At 62.8% G+C, this 18,702-nt stretch carries 18 protein-coding genes; 9 read left to right on the top strand and 9 right to left on the bottom strand.

What is annotated here, in order from left to right; translation table 11 throughout:
- The first annotated feature begins 7 nt into the window (after positions 1–7).
- The 8 genes from BPHYT_RS03455 to ubiA all read left to right on the top strand — a co-directional run bounded on the left by BPHYT_RS03455 (position 8) and on the right by ubiA (position 8,673).
- Positions 8–670 (top strand): paraquat-inducible protein A, encoded by a 663-nt coding sequence (locus BPHYT_RS03455; protein ID WP_012431768.1) that lies wholly within the window; start codon positions 8–10, stop codon positions 668–670.
- Positions 663–2,321: a PqiB family protein gene (locus BPHYT_RS03460; RefSeq protein WP_012431769.1), complete on the top strand. Its 1,659-nt coding sequence runs from the start codon at positions 663–665 to the stop codon at positions 2,319–2,321. The genes BPHYT_RS03455 and BPHYT_RS03460 overlap by 8 nt, the downstream gene beginning before the upstream one ends.
- A complete protein-coding gene (locus tag BPHYT_RS03465) occupies positions 2,318–3,064 on the top strand; it encodes a PqiC family protein (RefSeq protein WP_012431770.1) in 747 nt (248 codons plus the stop codon). Before BPHYT_RS03460 ends, BPHYT_RS03465 begins: the two co-directional genes overlap by 4 nt.
- A 787-nt stretch (positions 3,065–3,851) precedes the next feature.
- Complete coding sequence (locus BPHYT_RS03470; protein ID WP_012431771.1) at positions 3,852–4,811, top strand: LysR substrate-binding domain-containing protein; 960 nt, start codon at positions 3,852–3,854, stop codon at positions 4,809–4,811.
- Positions 4,812–5,240: 429 nt separating this feature from the next.
- Positions 5,241–6,695, top strand: a complete 1,455-nt coding sequence (locus tag BPHYT_RS03475; RefSeq protein WP_012431772.1) for a catalase — start codon at positions 5,241–5,243, stop codon at positions 6,693–6,695.
- Between the two features lie 86 nt (positions 6,696–6,781).
- On the top strand, positions 6,782–6,940 hold the full coding sequence (locus BPHYT_RS38570; RefSeq protein ID WP_012431773.1) for a hypothetical protein: 159 nt from the start codon (positions 6,782–6,784) through the stop codon (positions 6,938–6,940).
- Positions 6,941–7,093: 153 nt separating this feature from the next.
- Positions 7,094–7,591, top strand: a complete 498-nt coding sequence (locus BPHYT_RS03480) for a Dps family protein (RefSeq protein WP_012431774.1) — start codon at positions 7,094–7,096, stop codon at positions 7,589–7,591.
- Positions 7,592–7,809: 218 nt separating this feature from the next.
- Complete coding sequence (ubiA, locus tag BPHYT_RS03485; protein ID WP_012431775.1) at positions 7,810–8,673, top strand: 4-hydroxybenzoate octaprenyltransferase; 864 nt, start codon at positions 7,810–7,812, stop codon at positions 8,671–8,673.
- A 61-nt stretch (positions 8,674–8,734) separates the two neighbouring features.
- Here ubiA and proC read toward each other — a convergent pair whose 3' ends face one another.
- From proC to BPHYT_RS03515, 6 genes are all read right to left on the bottom strand, one after another.
- The gene (proC, locus tag BPHYT_RS03490) at positions 8,735–9,550 is read right to left on the bottom strand and encodes a pyrroline-5-carboxylate reductase (RefSeq protein ID WP_012431776.1); all 816 of its coding nucleotides are present in this window, start codon (positions 9,548–9,550) and stop codon (positions 8,735–8,737) included.
- Between the two features lie 63 nt (positions 9,551–9,613).
- Positions 9,614–10,312, bottom strand: coding sequence for a YggS family pyridoxal phosphate-dependent enzyme (locus BPHYT_RS03495; RefSeq protein ID WP_012431777.1), 699 nt, complete (start codon positions 10,310–10,312; stop codon positions 9,614–9,616).
- A gap of 37 nt (positions 10,313–10,349) precedes the next feature.
- Complete coding sequence (gene glcF, locus BPHYT_RS03500) at positions 10,350–11,576, bottom strand: glycolate oxidase subunit GlcF (protein WP_012431778.1); 1,227 nt, start codon at positions 11,574–11,576, stop codon at positions 10,350–10,352.
- 8 nt (positions 11,577–11,584) lie between these two features.
- A complete protein-coding gene (gene glcE, locus BPHYT_RS03505; protein WP_012431779.1) occupies positions 11,585–12,673 on the bottom strand; it encodes a glycolate oxidase subunit GlcE in 1,089 nt (362 codons plus the stop codon).
- Positions 12,674–12,822: 149 nt separating this feature from the next.
- Complete coding sequence (locus BPHYT_RS03510; RefSeq protein ID WP_012431780.1) at positions 12,823–14,316, bottom strand: FAD-linked oxidase C-terminal domain-containing protein; 1,494 nt, start codon at positions 14,314–14,316, stop codon at positions 12,823–12,825.
- A gap of 69 nt (positions 14,317–14,385) precedes the next feature.
- The gene (locus BPHYT_RS03515; RefSeq protein ID WP_012431781.1) at positions 14,386–15,801 is read right to left on the bottom strand and encodes an FAD-linked oxidase C-terminal domain-containing protein; all 1,416 of its coding nucleotides are present in this window, start codon (positions 15,799–15,801) and stop codon (positions 14,386–14,388) included.
- A 216-nt stretch (positions 15,802–16,017) separates the two neighbouring features.
- Between BPHYT_RS03515 and BPHYT_RS03520 the strand changes: the two genes are divergently transcribed.
- Positions 16,018–16,572, top strand: coding sequence for a cob(I)yrinic acid a,c-diamide adenosyltransferase (locus tag BPHYT_RS03520; protein ID WP_012431782.1), 555 nt, complete (start codon positions 16,018–16,020; stop codon positions 16,570–16,572).
- Positions 16,573–16,645: 73 nt separating this feature from the next.
- Here BPHYT_RS03520 and BPHYT_RS03525 read toward each other — a convergent pair whose 3' ends face one another.
- The 3 genes from BPHYT_RS03525 to aroG form a co-directional block, all read right to left on the bottom strand.
- Positions 16,646–16,978: a helix-turn-helix domain-containing protein gene (locus BPHYT_RS03525; RefSeq protein ID WP_012431783.1), complete on the bottom strand. Its 333-nt coding sequence runs from the start codon at positions 16,976–16,978 to the stop codon at positions 16,646–16,648.
- Positions 16,979–16,997: 19 nt separating this feature from the next.
- On the bottom strand, positions 16,998–17,345 hold the full coding sequence (locus BPHYT_RS03530; RefSeq protein ID WP_012431784.1) for a type II toxin-antitoxin system RelE/ParE family toxin: 348 nt from the start codon (positions 17,343–17,345) through the stop codon (positions 16,998–17,000).
- A gap of 189 nt (positions 17,346–17,534) precedes the next feature.
- Complete coding sequence (aroG, locus tag BPHYT_RS03535) at positions 17,535–18,608, bottom strand: 3-deoxy-7-phosphoheptulonate synthase AroG (RefSeq protein ID WP_012431785.1); 1,074 nt, start codon at positions 18,606–18,608, stop codon at positions 17,535–17,537.
- Positions 18,609–18,702: the final 94 nt, after the last annotated feature.

Here is an 18,702-nt window from a genome sequence, read left to right on the forward strand (position 1 = left end):
GCACGCCATGAAATACGTCACCGCGAAACGCGCCGGCCTGCTGAGTTGCCACGCATGCGGACGGGTCGAACCGCGCATCCGGTCTGTCACGCCGCAGCACTGCGGACGCTGCGGCTCGCGCCTGCACTCGCGCAACCCCGACAGCCTGATGCGCACCTGGGCGCTGCTGATCGCCGCGGCACTCCTGTATATTCCCGCGAATCTGCTGCCGGTGATGCACACCTCGTCGCTGCTCGGTTCCGAAGACGACACCATCATGAGCGGCGTCGTCTATTTCTGGACCTCGGGTGACTGGCCGCTGGCGGTGATCGTGTTCATCGCCAGCATCATGGTGCCGATGCTCAAGCTGAGCGTGCTCGTGCTGCTGACCGTCACGGCGCAGCGTCGTTCGCGCTGGCGGCCCGAGCAGCGCACCACGCTTTACCGGATGGTCGAGCGGATCGGCCGCTGGTCGATGCTCGACGTGTTCGTCGTCACGCTGACCGTCGCGCTGGTGCGCTTCAAATCGCTTGCAGTCATTACGGCCGGCCCCGGCGCGATCGCCTTCGGCTCGGTGGTGATTCTGACCATGATGGCCTCCATGCAATTCGATCCACGGCTCATCTGGGACAGCGTAGAAGGGCGCGTGGAAGGCAGTACCCAAAAACCTCAGGACCTCAAACATGACTAGCCCGCAAGAACCGACGCCCGCCTCCGATGCGCCGCGCAACGATTCGAACGGACCGAAGCTGCCGCCCCAACTCCCGGACCCTGAAATCGAGCCGCGCAGCCGCTGGCTGCCTTCGCTCGTCTGGATGATTCCGCTGATCGCCGCGCTGATCGGCATCGCGCTCGTGATCAAGTCGGTGACCGCAAGAGGTCCGACCATCACGATCAGCTTTGTGAGCGCTGAAGGTCTCGAACCCGGCAAGACCAAGGTGAAGTACAAAGACGTCGATGTGGGCTCGGTGAAGACCATCACGCTGTCGAAAGATCTGTCCCACGTGCTGGTGCAGGTGCAGTTGACCAAGGAAGGCGAAGACTTCGCGGTCAAGGATTCGCGTTTCTGGGTGGTGCGGCCGCGCGTCGGCGCGAGCGGCGTGTCGGGTCTTACCACGCTGCTCTCGGGCGCGTATATCGGCGCGGATGCGGGGCATTCGCCGGATACCGAGAAGAACTTCGTCGGCCTCGAAACGCCGCCGCCTATTACCGGCGACCAGAAGGGCCACCAGTTCGTCCTGCACGGCGACTCGCTCGGCTCGATCGACATCGGCTCGCCGATCTTCTACCGGCGCGTGCAGGTCGGCCAGGTGGTCGGCTTCTCGCTCGACAAGGACGGCACCGGCGTGACCATGCAGGTCTTCGTGTCCGCGCCGTTCGATCAATACGTCGGCACCAATTCGCGCTGGTGGCATGCGAGCGGTGTCGATCTGCGGCTCGACTCCAGCGGCTTCAAGCTGAACACGCAGTCGCTTGCCACGGTGATCGTCGGCGGCTTGTCGTTCCAGTCGCCGCCGGGTCAGGGCGTGGGCGCGCAGGCACCGAACAACATGACGTTCCGCCTCGGCTCGGACGAAGCGGATGCGATGCGCGAACCGGACGGCGTGCCGCTGCGTGTGGTGATGAACTTCAACCAGTCGCTGCGTGGTTTGTCGATCGGCGCGCCGGTCGATTTCCGTGGCATCGTGCTCGGCCAGGTGACCAATATCGGCATCGACTACGATCCGAAGACCCGCAGCTTCACTATGCCGGTGACGATGAACCTGTACCCCGACCGCCTCGGCAGGCGCTTCCGCGAAACCGCGCCGGCACCGGGCAGCCTCGCGGGTCAAACCATGCTGCAGCAGCTCGTCAAACATGGTCTGCGTGGCCAGTTGCGCACCGGCAACCTGATTACGAGCCAGTTGTACGTGGCGGTGGATATCTTCCCGAAAGCGCCGCCGGCAACCGTCGACGTGGCGAGCGATCCGCTCGAACTGCCGACGATTCCGAACACGCTCGACGAGTTGCAGCTCCAGGTCGCCGACATTGCGAAGAAGCTCGACAAGGTGCCGTTCGATCAGATCGGCAACAACCTGAACAGCGCGCTGAAGAACGCCGACCAACTCTTCACGCGACTCGACAAGGAAGTCGTGCCGCAGGCTCGCGACACCCTCGCCGCGGCGAAGCAGACCTTTGGTTCGGCCGAGGCGACGTTGCAGCAGGACTCGCCGTTGCAGTCGGATGTTCATCAGGCGTTGCAGGAATTGACGCGCACGTTGCAGTCGTTGAATGCGCTGTCGGATTATCTGGAACGCCACCCCGAATCGCTGTTGCGGGGTAAATCAGGAGATAAACCATGATGTTTGCCCGGCTTCCTCGCCCGCCGCGCGGGCTCGTGCGCGGCGCTGTCGTTGCCGGCGCCCTGGCCGGACTCGCGGCGCTGGCGGCGTGTTCGTCGCCTTCGAGCCGTTTTTATACGCTGGGCGCCGATAGTGCTGCCGGATCCGCCGCGCCGGTCAGCGCCAGGACCTCGGCCGCGCCGGCATGGCTGATCGAAGTCGCGCCGATCGACGTGCCGCCGCAGGTGTCGAAGAATCAGCTCGTCGTGCAGACGGCGCCGACGCAGGTCAAAGTGCTCGAGGAAGAGCGCTGGGCCTCGCTGCCTGGGGACGAGATTCGCCGGGCTTTATCGACGAGTCTGACGCAGCAGCTCAACACGATCGATGTGTATGGGACGGCTTATCCGGATGGGACGCCGGTGTATCGGGTCAGCATGAATGTGCAGCGGTTTGAATCATGGCCGGGTTCGCATGCGTTGATCGACGCGGTGTGGAGTGTGCGGGCTGTGCGCGGGGCGGCGGTGATGACCTGCCGGAGTGTGGTGAGTGAGCCGGTTAGCGGTGGGTATGATGCGCTGGTGGAGGGGCACCGGCGGGCGTTGCAGCGGATTTCCGTGCAGGTGGCTTCTGCTGTGAGGGCTATGGCGGTGGCTGCTCCTGTTGCTGCTTCGCAGGGGAAGGGTGGGGGGGCTGCTGGTAAAGGTGGGGCCGTGGCTGTGCCGGCTTGTCCTTCTGATGGTGTGGGGGCTGTTGCTGGTGGTTGATCGGCTTTTTGGGTTTGGGGTCGGGGTTTGTTGTGTTGGCCTTTCCTTGAATTGTTAGTGGTCTATTGGCGTTGCCCCTGTGCGGGGCGGCACCTACTTTCTTTGCCGCGGCAAAGAAAGTAGGCAAAGAAAGCCGCTGTGCACCGCCAGCCTGGAAGCGGGTCCCTTGGCTTGCAGGAGGCAGTGGTGCATCTGGAATCCGGCATCTCGCCCATCCCCCGGGAGCGACAAGGCAGTCATACCTCCCGCCTCGCACTCCGTGCTCGCCGGGGGGTCTGCTTGACCGTGGCTTCGGTTAGCGCGGCGGGGGCCGTCGGCTTCGCCTCGGCGACATGTCGGCAGAATGGTGCGAACGCGCAGCTCGACACGCCCCGATGCTGCGTGGAGACCAAGTGCAGGCGGACGCCTGCACCCCCACGGGTTGATGAAGTACCGCGACGGCGCGCGCAGCGTCGCCGGAAGCATGACTGCCTTGTCACTGACGCGGAATGTGCGAGAACACGGATTCCAGATGCACCACTGCCTCCTCAAAGCCAGGGGGCCCGCTTCCAGGCTAGCGGTACACAGCGGCTTTCTTTGCCTACTTTCTTTGCCGCGGCAAAGAAAGTAGGTGCCGCCCCGCACAGGGGCAACGCTAATAGACCACCAGCAATTCAAGGAAAGGCCAACACAGCGAGCAAACCCTCGACCCCCAGCGCCCCGCGCAAAAAAACCAAATGGTTGGCGAACCGACCCTATAGGTGTATAACTAGAACCTATCGAACTCACCGCACTGATTGGTCCCCCAATGACGCTCACCGAATTGAAATACATCGTTGCGGTCGCCCGCGAGCGGCACTTCGGCCGGGCCGCCGAGGCATGTTTCGTCAGCCAGCCGACGCTCTCGGTGGCGATCAAAAAGCTCGAAGACGAACTCAACGTCCAGATCTTCGAGCGTGGCACCAGCGAAGTGAGCGTCACGCCAATCGGCGAACAGATCGTCACGCAAGCGCAACGCGTTCTCGAACAGACGCTCGCCATCAAAGAAATCGCAAAGCAGGGCAAAGACCCGCTGGTCGGGCCGCTGCGCCTTGGCGTCATCTATACGATCGGGCCGTACCTGCTGCCCACGCTTGTCAAGCAGATGATCAAGCGCGTCCCGCAAATGCCCTTGATGCTGCAGGAAAATTACACGCTCAAGCTGATCGAGCTGCTCAAACAAGGCGAAATCGACGTCGCCATCATGGCGCTGCCGTTTCCAGAAACCGGCCTGATGCTGCGCCCGCTGTACGACGAGCCTTTCGTGGTCGCCTTGCCGTCCGGTCACGCCTGGGAAAACCGCCCGAAAATCGACGCCGACGATCTGAAGCAGGAAACCATGCTGCTGCTCGGCAGCGGTCACTGCTTCCGCGACCACGTGCTGGGCGTCTGCCCGGAACTGATGCGCTTTTCGCAAAACGCGGACGGCATCCAGAAGACCTTTGAGGGTTCGTCGCTGGAAACCATCCGTCACATGGTGGCGAGCGGGGTCGGCATTACCGTGCTGCCGCGCATGTCGGTGCATGAAGTGAAACCGCACGCCGGCGGCATCGATTCGGGGCTGCTGAGCTACGTCGCTTTCGACGAACCCGTGCCGGATCGCCGCGTCGTGTTGGCCTGGCGCAAGAGCTTCACGCGCATGCCCGCAATCGAGGCCATTTGCGACGCCATCAGTTCCTGCGATCTGGCAGGTGTCAAAAAGCTCGATCTCCCGGTAGCGGTCAACTAACGAGCGCACGGGAAGGCCGGCTAATCGCGCAGGTCCGACGGCCAGCCGGCGCCTGCCCAAGGCGCCGGCAGCAACAAACCCACAAGCAGCAACAAGGCATCGAACCGCCACAACTCCTATCGAATAGATAAAATTAATTAAAAACACTGATTCGATAGTGTTGATATAGTTTCCTCCATGGATCGCCCGATCCACCCGACCCGGAGGAAGCATGACGCAGTCCAAGCCACAGCCGCCAGTTCACGTGCTCGCCTCGCCGTCAGCCTTGATGCCGCGCGGCTTTGTCGCATCGATAGCGAGTCTGCGTGACGTAGCGTTGTCCCTGCTGGTCGATCGGGCTCTGTCCGCATAACGCCTGAGCCTCCGGCATTAGTGCACCGCCCCTCTCCTCACGATCTGTTTTCAATAAGCGCCAACCAGGAGTCACGCATGTCCGAACGTAAGCTCACCAGCGCCGCCGGCGCACCCGTTGCCGATAACCAGAATTCGATGACCGCCGGCGCTCGCGGTCCGGTTGTTCTGCAAGATGTCTGGCTGCTCGAAAAACTCGCTCACTTCGATCGCGAAGTGATTCCGGAACGCCGTGTTCACGCCAAAGGTTCAGGCGCGTTCGGCACGTTGAAGGTCACGCACGATATCTCGCGCTACACGAAGGCCAAGGTGTTCGCGCAAGTCGGCACGGAAACGCCGCTTTTCATGCGCTTTTCGACGGTGGCCGGCGAGCGCGGCGCAGCCGACGCCGAACGCGACGTGCGGGGTTTCTCGATCAAGTTCTACACGGAAGAAGGCAACTGGGACGTGGTCGGCAACAACACGCCGGTGTTTTTTATCCGCGACCCGCTGAAGTTTCCGGACTTCATCCACACGCAAAAGCGCGACCCGTACACCAACATGCGCAGCAATGTCGCTGCGTGGGATTTCTGGTCGCGTCATCCGGAATCGCTGCATCAGGTGACGATTCTGATGAGCGACCGCGGCATTCCGCAGAATTACCGTCAGATGCACGGCTTCGGCTCGCACACGTATTCGTTCACCAATGCCAACAACGAGCGTTTCTGGGTGAAGTTCCATTTCAAGTCGATGCAAGGCATCGAGAACTTCACCGATGCCGAAGCGGCACAAGTAGTCGCGCAAGACCGCGAAAGCGCGCAACGCGATCTGATCGGCAATATCGACTCAGGCAACTTCCCGAAGTGGCGCTTCGCCATCCAGGTGATGCCGGAAGCGGAAGCCGCCACGTATCGCTTCAATCCGTTCGACATCACGAAAGTGTGGTCGCAGAAGGACTATCCGTTAATCGACGTCGGCACGATCGAGTTGAATCGCAACGCACAGAACTACTTTGCCGACGTGGAGCAAGCGGCGTTCACGCCCGCCAACGTGGTGCCGGGTATCGGCTTTTCGCCGGACCGTCTGTTGCAGGGCCGTCTGTTCTCGTACGGCGACACGCAGCGCTATCGACTCGGCATCAATCACCACCAGATTCCGGTGAATGCGGCGCGCGTGCCGAGCCCGCATTCGTTCCATCGCGACGGCGCAATGCGCACGGACGGCAACCTGGGCGGCAACGTGAACTACGAGCCGAATCGCTTCGGCGACTTCGTGCAGGACGCCAACGCGTCTGAACCGCCGCTCGCGGCGGGCGCGGTGGATCGCTACGAGCATCGCCTGGACGATGACTACTACACGCAGCCAGGCATGCTGTTTGCGCTCTTCGATGCGGCTCAGCGTGAACGTCTGTTCGGCAACATCGCACGCCATATCAACGGTGTGCCGCAGGAGATCGTTACTCGCCAGATCGAGCATTTCCGCCGTGCCGATCCCGCTTACGCGGAAGGCGTGATCGCCGCGATGGCCGACCTCGCGGAACGCAACAGGCAATAAGCAGCAATCGAGCAGTTGAAGTCATGCAGTAGAGCGGGGTGCATTTGCGTCCCGCTAGTACCGATACGAACCGAAGGAGCACGACCATGATGCAGATGATGATGGCCACATTAGGCGGCACGTCAGCCGCAAATAGTGCGCAACGACACGCATTGATGGCGCGCAGGGCGGTGGGCTTTGCGATCTTCGCGAGCGGAGTCGCGGTGATCGTCGCGCAGGCGCTGCAACACGCGCTCGGCGGCTGATCCACGCCGCCGCCGCGATGCGGCAAGTGGCCACGCGTCATACGAACGCAGCAGCTTTCCAGGCTAAACTGTCGAGCGTTCGAGCTGTCGAGTTTGCTATCCGCAGACCGTCACTTTGCCGACCGGTTCGTATCACTCTTCAAAGGAGTCATCATGGCCAAAAAAGAAGCCGCAGCAGCCGTACAGCACGTCAATATCGGGATCAGCGACAAGGATCGCAAGAAGATTGCAGAAGGTCTGTCGCGCCTGCTCGCCGACACCTACACGCTGTATTTGAAGACCCACAACTTCCACTGGAACGTGACGGGTCCGATGTTCAACACGCTGCACCTCATGTTCGAAACGCAATACAACGAGCTGGCACTAGCGGTCGATTCGATCGCTGAACGCATTCGCGCGTTGGGCGTGCATGCGCCGGGCAGCTACAAGGAATTCGCCAAGCTGTCGTCGATTCCGGAAGCGGACGGCGTGCCGGCCGCGGAAGAAATGATCCGCCAACTGGTGGAAGGTCAGGAGGCCGTGGTGCGTACCGCACGCGCGATTTTCCCGTCGACGGAAGCCGCTAACGACGAGCCGACCGCCGACCTGCTGACGCAACGCATGCAAACGCATGAAAAGACAGCGTGGATGTTGCGTTCGATGCTGGCTTAGGTATCTGCGCCAAGCGCCTCGTTTCGGCGCTGGCGTTGAAGTTGTCGTTGAAGCTGGCGTTGAGTTAAAGCCGAGTGCGACACCAACAAAGCCTCCCTGCACGGGAGGCTTTGTTTTTTGCGGCGCCTGCCTTGTCAGCCGGGCGAGCCCAGAAGCGGCGCGTGGTCGGTATCCCGTAAAATAGCCGCACCGTCTTCGCACTTTCACCGACTTTGCCCATGTTTGCCCGACTCCCCCTGTATCTGCGCCTCGTGCGCATGGACAAGCCGATCGGCAGCCTGCTGCTGCTGTGGCCGACGCTCAACGCGCTGTGGATCGCTTCCGACGGTCATCCCACGTGGCCGCTGCTGGTGATTTTCACGGTAGGCACGGTGCTGATGCGCTCGGCGGGTTGCGCGATCAACGATTACGCGGATCGCGATTTCGATCGCTACGTGAAGCGCACGGAAAACCGTCCGATCACGTCGGGCAAGATCAAGGCGTGGGAAGCGGTGGCGCTGGCGGCCGCGCTCTCGTTGCTGGCGTTTCTGCTGATTCTGCCGCTCAATACGCTGACTAAGGAACTGTCTGTGGCGGCGCTTTTTGTCGCCGGTTCGTATCCGTTCACCAAGCGGTTTTTCGCGATTCCGCAGGCGTACTTGGGAATCGCGTTCGGCTTCGGCATTCCGATGGCGTTCGCCGCGATTCAGGGCCACGTGCCGTTGCTCGCGTGGGTGATGCTGTTGGCGAATGTGTTCTGGTCGGTGGCTTACGACACCGAGTACGCAATGGTCGATCGAGACGACGACATCAAGATCGGCATCCGCACGTCGGCGCTGACGTTCGGCCGCTTCGACGTGGCCGCGATCATGATTTGCTACGCGGCGACGCTTGGGATTTACGTCGGTATCGGCGTGCTGCTCGGTTTCGGCGTGCTGTACTGGCTGGGATGGGCGGCGGCCGCGGGCTGCGCGATCTATCACTACACGCTGATTCGCAACCGCGAACGGATGGCGTGCTTCGCCGCGTTCCGGCATAACAACTGGCTGGGTGGCGCGCTGTTTGTCGGCATCGCCGCGCATTACGCGGCGGGCTCGTTTTAGTTTTTCCGCGCGGGGAGTTGCCGGGTTTGCGTCTCGCTTGAGCAGGCGCCGCCGAACCCGCTCACTGCTTGCCGAACTCGTCGCCCATTTCCTTCGCGCGGGCATCCGCGGCGAGCGCACCACGCACAATCGCATCCTTGATGCCGCTCGCGTCGAACGACGCCAGAGCCGCCGCCGTCGTGCCGCCTTTGGACGTCACACGTTCGCGCAACACGCTCGGCGGCTCGTCGGAATTCGCCGCCAGTTGCGCCGCGCCGGTGAAGGTTGCCACCGCCAGCGCGCGGCCTTGTGACTCATCCATACCGAGTTGGCGCGCGGCTTCCTGCAACGCCTCGATGAAATAGAACACGTAGGCCGGCCCGCTTCCCGAGATCGCGGTGACGGCGTCGATCTTCGCTTCGTCGTCGAACCAGACCGTTTCGCCGACCGCGCCCAGCACTTGCGACGCGAGCGCGCGGCCCGCTTCGTCGACGCTGCTGGTCGCCACCAGTCCCGTCACGCCCATGCCGATCAGCGCCGGCGTATTCGGCATGACACGCACGATACGGTCGTGCCCATTCAGCCAGCGCGACATGTCGCCCATGCGAATGCCGGCCACGATGCTCACGGCCAGTTGCGACGCATTCAGATGCGGCGCCACCGCCTCGGCGACGCTCTTCAGGATCTGCGGTTTCACCGCCAGCACGACGGCGTCGTACGCGGCGAGCCCGGCATCCGCGGCGGCGCCCGTCTTGATGCCGAATTGCTGCTCATTGCGCTTGAGCGCATCTTCGTTGGGATCGATTGCGTAGAGGTCAGCGGGTGCGACGCCACGCTTGATGAGACCGCCGATCAAAGCGGCGGCCATGTTGCCACCGCCGATAAAAGCAATTTTCATGATGTTCCGGATGAAGTGCCAGGTGCCGTGAAGAATCTATCGAGCCTGAAAGGCCCGAAGCGCTTAGTTAGAGTAATCTCGCGCGCCGAAGATCGCGGTGCCGACGCGCACGATCGTCGCGCCTTCCAGCACGGCGGCTTCGAGATCGCTCGACATGCCCATGGACAGCGTGTCGAGTTCGAGCCCGTCGTTGCATAGACGCTCGAACAACTCGCGCAAGTGCCGATGCGGCACGCGTTGTTCGTCGATGCCGCCGGCCGGCTCGGGAATCGCCATCAGGCCGCGCAAATTCAGCTTCGGCAGCGCGGCGATCGCCTGCGCGACTTCCACCGCCTCGGGAATGCTCACGCCGCTCTTGGACGCCTCGCCGCTGATGTTGACTTGCAAGCACACGTTGAGCGGCGGCAAATTGTCGGGACGCTGCTCCGAGAGCCGCTGCGCGATCTTCAACCGATCGACTGAGTGCACCCAGTCGAACTGCTCGGCGACCGGCCGCGTCTTGTTCGATTGCAACGGGCCGATGAAATGCCATTCGAGCGTGGCGCGCAGATCGGCGAGCGCCTCGATCTTGGTGAGCGCTTCCTGCACGTAGTTTTCACCGAACGCGCGCTGGCCGGCGGCGTAGGCGGCGCGCACGTCTTCGGCGGGGAAGGTCTTGGAGACCGCGAGCAGATGGACCGAGCGCGTATCGCGTCCGGCCACGTGCGCGGCCATGGCGATGCGCTGCTGCACCGCCTCGAGGTTGTGAATCAGATCGGGCATGTCGGAACCGGAAGTCCAGCGAAAGTCGATAATCCGATTATACGGACAGCATGTGCTCGACCAGTTCGATCCAGTGCGCGACCGGCGTCGAGGTGCCGCTTTGCAGATGCGCAATGCAGCCGACGTTCGCCGACACGATCACCTGCGGCTCCTGCGCCTGCAGCCGATCGAGCTTCTGATCGCGCAGCGCGTACGAGAGCTTGGGTTGCGTCAGCGAGTAGGTGCCGGCCGAGCCGCAGCACAGATGACTGTCGGCGGGCAGACGCACCTCGACGCCCAGCGCGGTCAGCAAATGCTCGACCTTGCCGCGAATCTGCTGACCATGCTGCAACGTGCAGGGCGGATGAAACGCCACCGTATGAACCGAGCGGCGGCGCGTGACCGAGACCAATGCTTCTTCGAACTCCGGCAGGATTTCCGCGACGTCGCGCGTCAATTCCACCACGCGGCGCGCCTTTTCCGCATACGCCGGATCATGGCGCAAGAGGTGCGCGTATTCCTTGACGGTCGCGCCGCAGCCGGACGCGTTCATCACGATCGCTTCCACACCCTGTTCGATGTACGGCCACCATGCGTCGATGTTGGCGCGCAGGTCGTCGAGCGCGTCGTCGTTGTAGCCCAGATGCAGGCGGATCGCGCCGCAGCAGCCGGCATCCGGCGCGATCAGCGTTTCCACGCCGAGCGCGTCGAATACGCGCGCGGTGGCGATGTTCACGTTCGGCATCATCGACGGTTGCACGCAACCCGCGAGCATCAGCATCTTGCGCGGATGTTTCGCCGTCGGCCATTCGAGCGGACGCTGCCGCGCGGGCACTTTGTCGCGCAACTTCTTGGGCAGCAACGGACGAAAATGCTGGCCGATACGCATGGTCGGTGTGAACAGCGCGCTGTTCGGCACGAAGCTCGCGAGCATCCGGCGCACCAGCCGTTGACCGAGCGGGCGCGTGACTTTCTCTTCGGTGAGCTTGCGGCCGATTTCCACCAGCCGGCCATATTGCACGCCGGATGGGCATGTCGATTCGCAATTGCGGCAAGTCAGGCAGCGGTCGAGATGGACCTGGGTGCTGCGTGTGACCGGCGCGCCTTCGACCATCTGCTTGATCAGATAGATTCGTCCGCGTGGGCCGTCGAGTTCGTCGCCGAGTATCTGATAGGTCGGGCAGGTGGCTGTGCAGAAACCGCAATGCACGCAGTTGCGCAGGATGCCGTCGGCTTCGTCGCCGTCGGGCGTGTTGCGAATGAAGTCCGCGAGGTTGGTTTGCATCGCGTCGCTCAGAAGTCGGGGTAGAGACGGCCGCGATTGAAGATGCGGGCCGGGTCGAAAGCGGTTTTCAGGCCGCGATGGATTTTCATCAGCGGCGCGGGAAGCGGCGTGAACACGCCGGCGCCGCGATCGTAGCCGTGGCCGGCGCGGAAGATCGTGGCGTGGCCGCCAGCCTGCTTGGCGCTGATGCGCACGGTCTGCGCGTCGGTGTCCGTGATCCACCAGCGCTGGCCGCCGCCCCACTCCATGAGTTGCGCGCCGGGCAATTGCAACGGCTCCGTAATCGAAGGCAGAGCAAGGCGCCACAGTGCGGCCCGCGGCGGGATGGCGGCGAAGAACGAGTCGGTCTGTTCGCGCAGGCCGGCCCAGAAGCGTTCGGCTTCGACGGCATCGACCACTTCGCCGCCGAGCGCCATCTTCGCCGACTTGACCGCGGCCTCGGCGCCGGCAAGGCGCACAACCAGCGTGCCGTGACGCCACGCACTCGCGGTAATCGGCAACGGCCGGCCGCCCCATTCGTTGAGCTTGCGGACCGCATCGGTGCCGTTCATGTCGAATTTGAGCGTGGCTTCGGCCTGCGGCAACGGCAGCACCTTGATCGACAGTTCGAGGATCAGTCCCAGCGTGCCGAGCGAGCCGGCCATCAGGCGTGAGACGTCGTAGCCGGCGACATTCTTCACCACCTGGCCGCCGAAATGCAGCTTTTGGCCCTGGCCGTTCATGATCACGGCGCCCAGCACGAAGTCGCGCGCCGCGCCGGCCGACGGGCGGCGCGGACCGGCAATGCCCGCCGCGATGCAGCCGCCGAAGGTAGCCTGCGGCCCGAAGTGCGGCGGCTCGAAGGCGAGCATCTGATGATGCTCGGCGAGCGCGGCCTCGATCTCCAGCAAGGGCGTGCCCGCGCGCGCGGTGATCACCAGCTCCGCCGGGTCGTACGCAATGATGCCGCGATAAGCGCGCGTGTCGAGGATGTCACCTTCCAGCGTCTGACCGTACCAGTCTTTGGTGCCGCCGCCACGGATGCGCAACGCGTGCCCCTCGGCGCTGGCCGAACGCACACGTTCCGACCACACGGCGACGATGTCGTCCTCTTCCATGGTGTCCTGCTTCGTTGTGTTTCGTTTGATTGTACCGGGCGGGGGCTGGCTGGCAACCAGGAGTGGACCCGCATCGGGTAATCAGGGTGAGAGCAGGAAAACAGCGCCCACACAGGCTATGCGCGATGCGTGGGCGGAGCGGTACAGCGTTAGAACCGCGGCAGCTCAGGATGCGGCAGCAAGCCGCCGCGCACATGCATTTTGCCGTACTCGGCGCAACGCGCTCGCGTGGGGATGCCTTTGTCGGGGTTGAGCAGGCCAGGCGCGTCGAAAGCTCGCTTGACCGCGTGGAACGTATCGCGTTCTTCTGGCGAAAACTGCACGCACATCGAATTGATCTTCTCGATGCCGACGCCGTGCTCGCCGGTCACCGTGCCGCCCAGTTCGACGCATGCTTCGAGGATGTCGGAACCGAACGCTTCGGCCCGGTGCCATTCGTCCAGGTCATTGCCGTTGAACAGGATCAGCGGATGCATGTTGCCGTCGCCCGCGTGGAAAACGTTGATGCAGCGCAGGTTGTAGGTCTTCTCCATCGCCTCGATGCGCGCCAGCAGCGGCCCGATACTGCGGCGTGGCACCGTGCCGTCCATGCAGTAATAGTCGGGTGAAATACGCCCGGCGGCGGGGAACGCATTCTTGCGCCCCGACCAGAAGCGCAGCCGTTCGCTCTCCGAGCGGGAAATCTGGATGCGTGTGGCGCCCTGTTCGCGCAATACAGCGGTCATGCGCACGATTTCATCCGCGACTTCTTCGGGTGTGCCGTCCGATTCGCATAGCAGGATCGCCGCCGCGTCGAGATCGTAGCCGGCGTGGACGAATTCCTCGACCGCGCGCGTGGCCGGTTTGTCCATCATCTCCAGACCCGCCGGGATGATGCCCGCCGCGATGATGCCGGCGACCGCGTCGCCGCCTTTCACGACATCGTCGAAACTGGCCATGATGACCTGCGCCGTTTGCGGCTTCGGGATCAGCTTGACCGTGACTTCGGTCACGATCGCGAACATGCCCTCGCTGCCGATCAGCACGGCCAGCAGATCGAGGCCGGGCGCGTCGGGGGCGAGCGAGCCGAATTCGACGATCTCGCCTTCCATGGTGACGGCCCGCACGCGCAACACGTTATGCACCGTGAGACCGTATTTGAGGCAGTGAACGCCGCCGGAATTTTCCGAGACATTGCCGCCGATCGTGCAGGCGATCTGCGACGACGGGTCCGGCGCGTAATACAGACCGTAAGGTGCGGCGGCTTCGGAGATCGACAGATTGCGCACACCCGGTTGCACGGTGGCGGTCCGCGCGTATGAATCGACTTCGACGATCTTGCGAAAGCGCGCGAGCGACACCACCACGCCGTGACGAATCGGCATGGCGCCGCCCGATAGGCCGGTGCCCGCGCCGCGCGGCACGATCGGCACGTCGAGACGGTGGCAGATCTGCACGATGCGCTGCACCTGCGATTCCGTCTCCGGCAACGCGACCGCAAGCGGCAGACGCCGGTAGGCGGCGAGCCCGTCGCATTCGTAGGCGACGGTGTCTTCTTCGCGAAACAGCAAACAGTGGGTCGGCAATACGGCCATCAACGCCTGCACGACTTCGCGCTGGCGCTGGGCGAGTACTTCGGCCGTCAGTTCAGCGGGTGCGTTCATGTGACTTGTCTCCTCGTGCCTTTCAAGTCCAGCGCGGCTGGCTCTCACGCAGCCGCGCCTGAATACGCCTCATGCTGCCCAGGTGAAGATTTTTCCCGGGTTCATCAGATTGTGTGGGTCGAGCGCGTGTTTGATAGAACGCATGGTATCGACCGCGACTTCACCGTGCTCTTCGAGCAGGAAGCCCATCTTGTGCAAGCCGACGCCATGCTCGCCCGTGCAGGTGCCGTCCATGCGCAGCGCGCGTTGCACGATGCGATGGTTCAGACGTTCGGCTTCGACGAGTTCTTCCGGCTTGTTGGGATCGATCAGGATCGCGACGTGGAAGTTGCCGTCGCCGACATGGCCGACGATCGGGCAGGGCAGCGGCGACGCTTGCAGATCCTGTTCAGTTTCCTCCACGCATTCCGCGAGCCGCGAGATCGGCACGCAGACGTCGGTCGTGACCGCGCGGCAGCCGGGCTTCAGTTGCAGCATGGCGAAATAGGCGTTGTGCCGCGCGTTCCACAGACGGCTGCGATCCTCCGGACGGGTTGCCCATTCGAAGCCTTCGCCGGCATTCTGCGCGGCGATCTCCTGGACCAGTTCGGCCTGCTCCTTCACGCCGGCCTCGGTGCCGTGGAATTCGAAAAACAGCGTGGGCGCTTCACGCAGCGTCAGATTCGAGTGGCGATTGATCGAGCGGATGGCGAGCGAATCGACGAACTCGACGCGCGCAATCGGTACACCCATCTGGATCGTTTCGATCACCGCGCGAACCGCGGCGCCCATGGACGGGAATGCGCACACCGCCGCGGACACCGCCTCCGGTTGCGGATACAGGCGCACGGTGATTTCCGTGATCACGCCGAGCGTGCCTTCCGAGCCGACGAACATGCGCGTGAGGTCGTACCCCGCGGACGATTTGCGAGCGCGCGTACCGGTTTTGATCACTCGGCCGTCGGCCAGCACCACGGTCAGCCCGAGCACGTTCTCGCGCATCGTGCCGTAGCGTACTGCGTTGGTGCCTGAGGCACGCGTGGCCGACATGCCGCCGATGCTCGCGTCCGCGCCCGGGTCGATCGGGAAGAACAGGCCGGTGTCGCGTAATGCCTCGTTCAACTGTTTGCGTGAGATGCCGGGCTCGACGGTGACCGTCAGGTCTTCGGCGTTGATCGACAACACCCGGTTCATTTCCGACAGATCGATCGAGACGCCGCCTTGCACGGCGAGCAGGTGCCCTTCAAGCGACGAGCCGTTGCCGTAAGGGATGATCGGCACGTTGTACTGGCCGCACAGTTTGACGATGGTTTGCACGTCTTCAGTCGTGCGCGCGAACACGACGGCGTCAGGCAGTTGCGGGTCGAACGGCGACTCGTCGCGGCCATGATGGGTGCGCACGACTTCGGACACGGAGACGCGATCGGCGAAGGCGGCTTTGAGCGCGTTTAGCAACTCGGCGGGAAACGGTCGGCGCAGCGGGGCCGGCGGCACGGGATGATTCACGCATGTCTCCTGGTATTTGGGGCGGTGCTGGTTTGCAGCATGTGTTTCATTTTACGCCGATCGCCCGTGGGCCGGCGCTGCGGCCGGCCAGCGCTTCTATAATGGCGGCGACTTCACGATGCGCGCAATATGGATAAACGCGGTGCTTGATATGCCGCTTCGGATTTATGTTGGGCGGCGGCGCGGCGCATCGTTACTGAATACAAGGGAGACACCATGGGCAACCGCTTGAGCAAGATCGCCACCCGCACGGGCGACGACGGCACCACCGGTCTCGGTGACGGTAGCCGCGTGCGCAAAGACAGCGCGCGCATAGCCGCGATCGGCGACGTGGACGAACTCAACTCGAACCTCGGTGTGCTGCTGTGTGAAACTTTGCCGGACAAGGTGCGGGTAGCGCTTGTAGCGATCCAGCATGATCTGTTCGACCTTGGCGGCGAGCTGTGCATTCCCGGCCACACGATGATTACCGACCGGCAACTCGCCCAACTCGACGACTGGCTTGCCGACTACAACGCGGCTCTGCCGCCGCTGAAGGAGTTCATTCTGCCCGGTGGCTCGCGCGCGGCCTCGCTCGCGCATGTGTGCCGCACCGTGTGCCGCCGTGCCGAACGGGCGATTGTTGCGTTGGGTGAGCACGAGACAATCAACGCCGCGCCCCGCCAGTATGTGAACCGGCTGTCCGATCTGCTGTTCGTGCTCGCGCGCGTGCTCAATCGTGCGGACGGCGGCACCGATGTGCTGTGGCAACACGAGCGCAACGCCGGCTAAGACCTGCCGTGGCGATACGCGCATGACCGCGTGATGATGCATGCAGCGTCACGCGCATTGAAGAGCCGGCACGTTAGCCGACCGCCAGCGTGACCGGCTTGCCGATCCGGCTCATCATTTCCACCAAGGTGTCGATGGTGAACTTGGTTGTTTTCTTGTTGACCACGTCGGACACGCGCGGACGCGACACCATCAGAATCTCGGCGGCCTCGGCCTGCTTCAGATGATGCTGCTCGATCCACGTGGACAGTTCCGTCATGAGCTGCTCCTTGAGCAGCCGCGTGTCGTTGATCTGCTTTTGCGACGCGGCGTGCAGGCGTTTCGCCTCTTCGGCGGAAAAGCCGAGTTCGAGGAACAAATTGGCGCCCGGCCTGGTTACGTGACGAATTTTGGTGTCGGTCGTCATTTGTTAAGTTTTCCTATTGTTAGTGGTGGTGCGGCCGATGGTGCAGCCCGATGGCGCGATACCGCGTTTCGGCAATCTTCCTGTCAAGCGGACCCAGCTTCTGCGTTTTCTTCTGGAAGCAATGCAGTACGTACAACGCCTCCACGAACTTGGTCACGTACATGACGCGAAAAATGCCGTCTGCTTCCTTGAGGCGAATCTCGCGGGTTCCAGGGCCGATCGAGTCGAACGGCTTCCAGTCGTCCGGGTCGAGACCTGCCTGAATTTTGCTGAGTTCAAACCCTGCTCGACGGCGCATCTCTGCGGGGAAAGCGAGTAAATCGTGATAGCTGGAGCCTAGCCAGCGAATTTCTTTTTCCTGCTCCATAATCACCTTTCATGTACAAAATTTTATACGTAACATTCACCCCGGTCAAGTCGTATTCGATCCGGCCATGAGTTGTTACGGTACAGAGGCAATTAGAGGAGCACCATTCGTCCATTCGGCTAACAAAAAACCCGGCTCATCCATCGAGCCGGGTTTACCGTACATCCACCACTGCAAATAGCGTGGTTTTTAGTTGCCGCTTCCACGCGCCACACGGCGTTGCTTGACCGCGTCGGCGAGGCCTTCGAGCACGGCGACGCTTTCATCCCAACCGATGCACGCGTCAGTGATGCTCTGGCCGTACGTCAGCGCGCAGCCTTCCTGCAGATCCTGGCGGCCCGCCACCAGATGCGATTCCACCATCACGCCGACAATCCGTTCGTCACCCGAAGCAATCTGGCGACCGATATCTGCGCACACGGGAATCTGATTCTCGTGCTTCTTCGAGCTGTTCGCGTGGCTCGCGTCGATCATCAGACGCGCGGCGAGACCCGCCTTGCCGATGTCCGCGCACGCCGCATTGACGCTGTCCGCGTCGTAGTTCGGCGTCTTGCCGCCACGCAGAATGATGTGGCAGTCCTCATTGCCCGCGGTCGAGACGATTGCCGAGTGGCCGCCCTTGGTGACCGACAGGAAATGGTGCGGCTGCGAAGCGGCCTTGATTGCGTCGACGGCGATCTTCACATTGCCGTCGGTGCCGTTCTTGAAGCCGACCGGGCACGACAGGCCCGAAGCCAGTTCGCGATGCACTTGCGATTCGGTGGTGCGCGCGCCGATTGCGCCCCACGAGATCAGATCGGCGATGTACTGTGGGCTGATCATGTCGAGGTATTCGGTGCCGGCCGGCAGGCCGAGTTCGTTGATGCGCAACAGCAGCTCGCGCGCGGTGCGCAGGCCGTCGTTGATCTTGAAGCTGTTGTCCATGTGCGGGTCGTTGATGAGACCCTTCCAGCCCACCGTCGTGCGCGGCTTTTCGAAGTACACGCGCATCACGATTTCGAGTTCGCCGGCGAAGCGCTTGCGCTGCTCGATCAGACGCCCCGCGTATTCCATCGCCGCCTTGGTGTCGTGAATCGAGCACGGTCCGATGATCACGATCAACCGGTCTTCCATGCCATGCAGAATGCGATGCATCGCGGTGCGCGAGTTGTAGATCACGTCGGACACCGTTTCGTCGCAAGCGAATTCACGGATCAAGTGAGCGGGCGGCGTGAGTTCTTTCAATTCGCGGATGCGGACATCGTCGGTGTTGTGCGGGGGCATGTTGTTCTCCAATCGGTTCGTAGCGTGTTCGCGCGGGCAATCAGGTTTGCGATGAAGCAGCAATGCCAGAGCGGACGATCATCAAAATTAAAGT

The sequence above is a fragment of the Paraburkholderia phytofirmans PsJN genome, assembly GCF_000020125.1.
Taxonomy (GTDB): domain Bacteria; phylum Pseudomonadota; class Gammaproteobacteria; order Burkholderiales; family Burkholderiaceae; genus Paraburkholderia; species Paraburkholderia phytofirmans.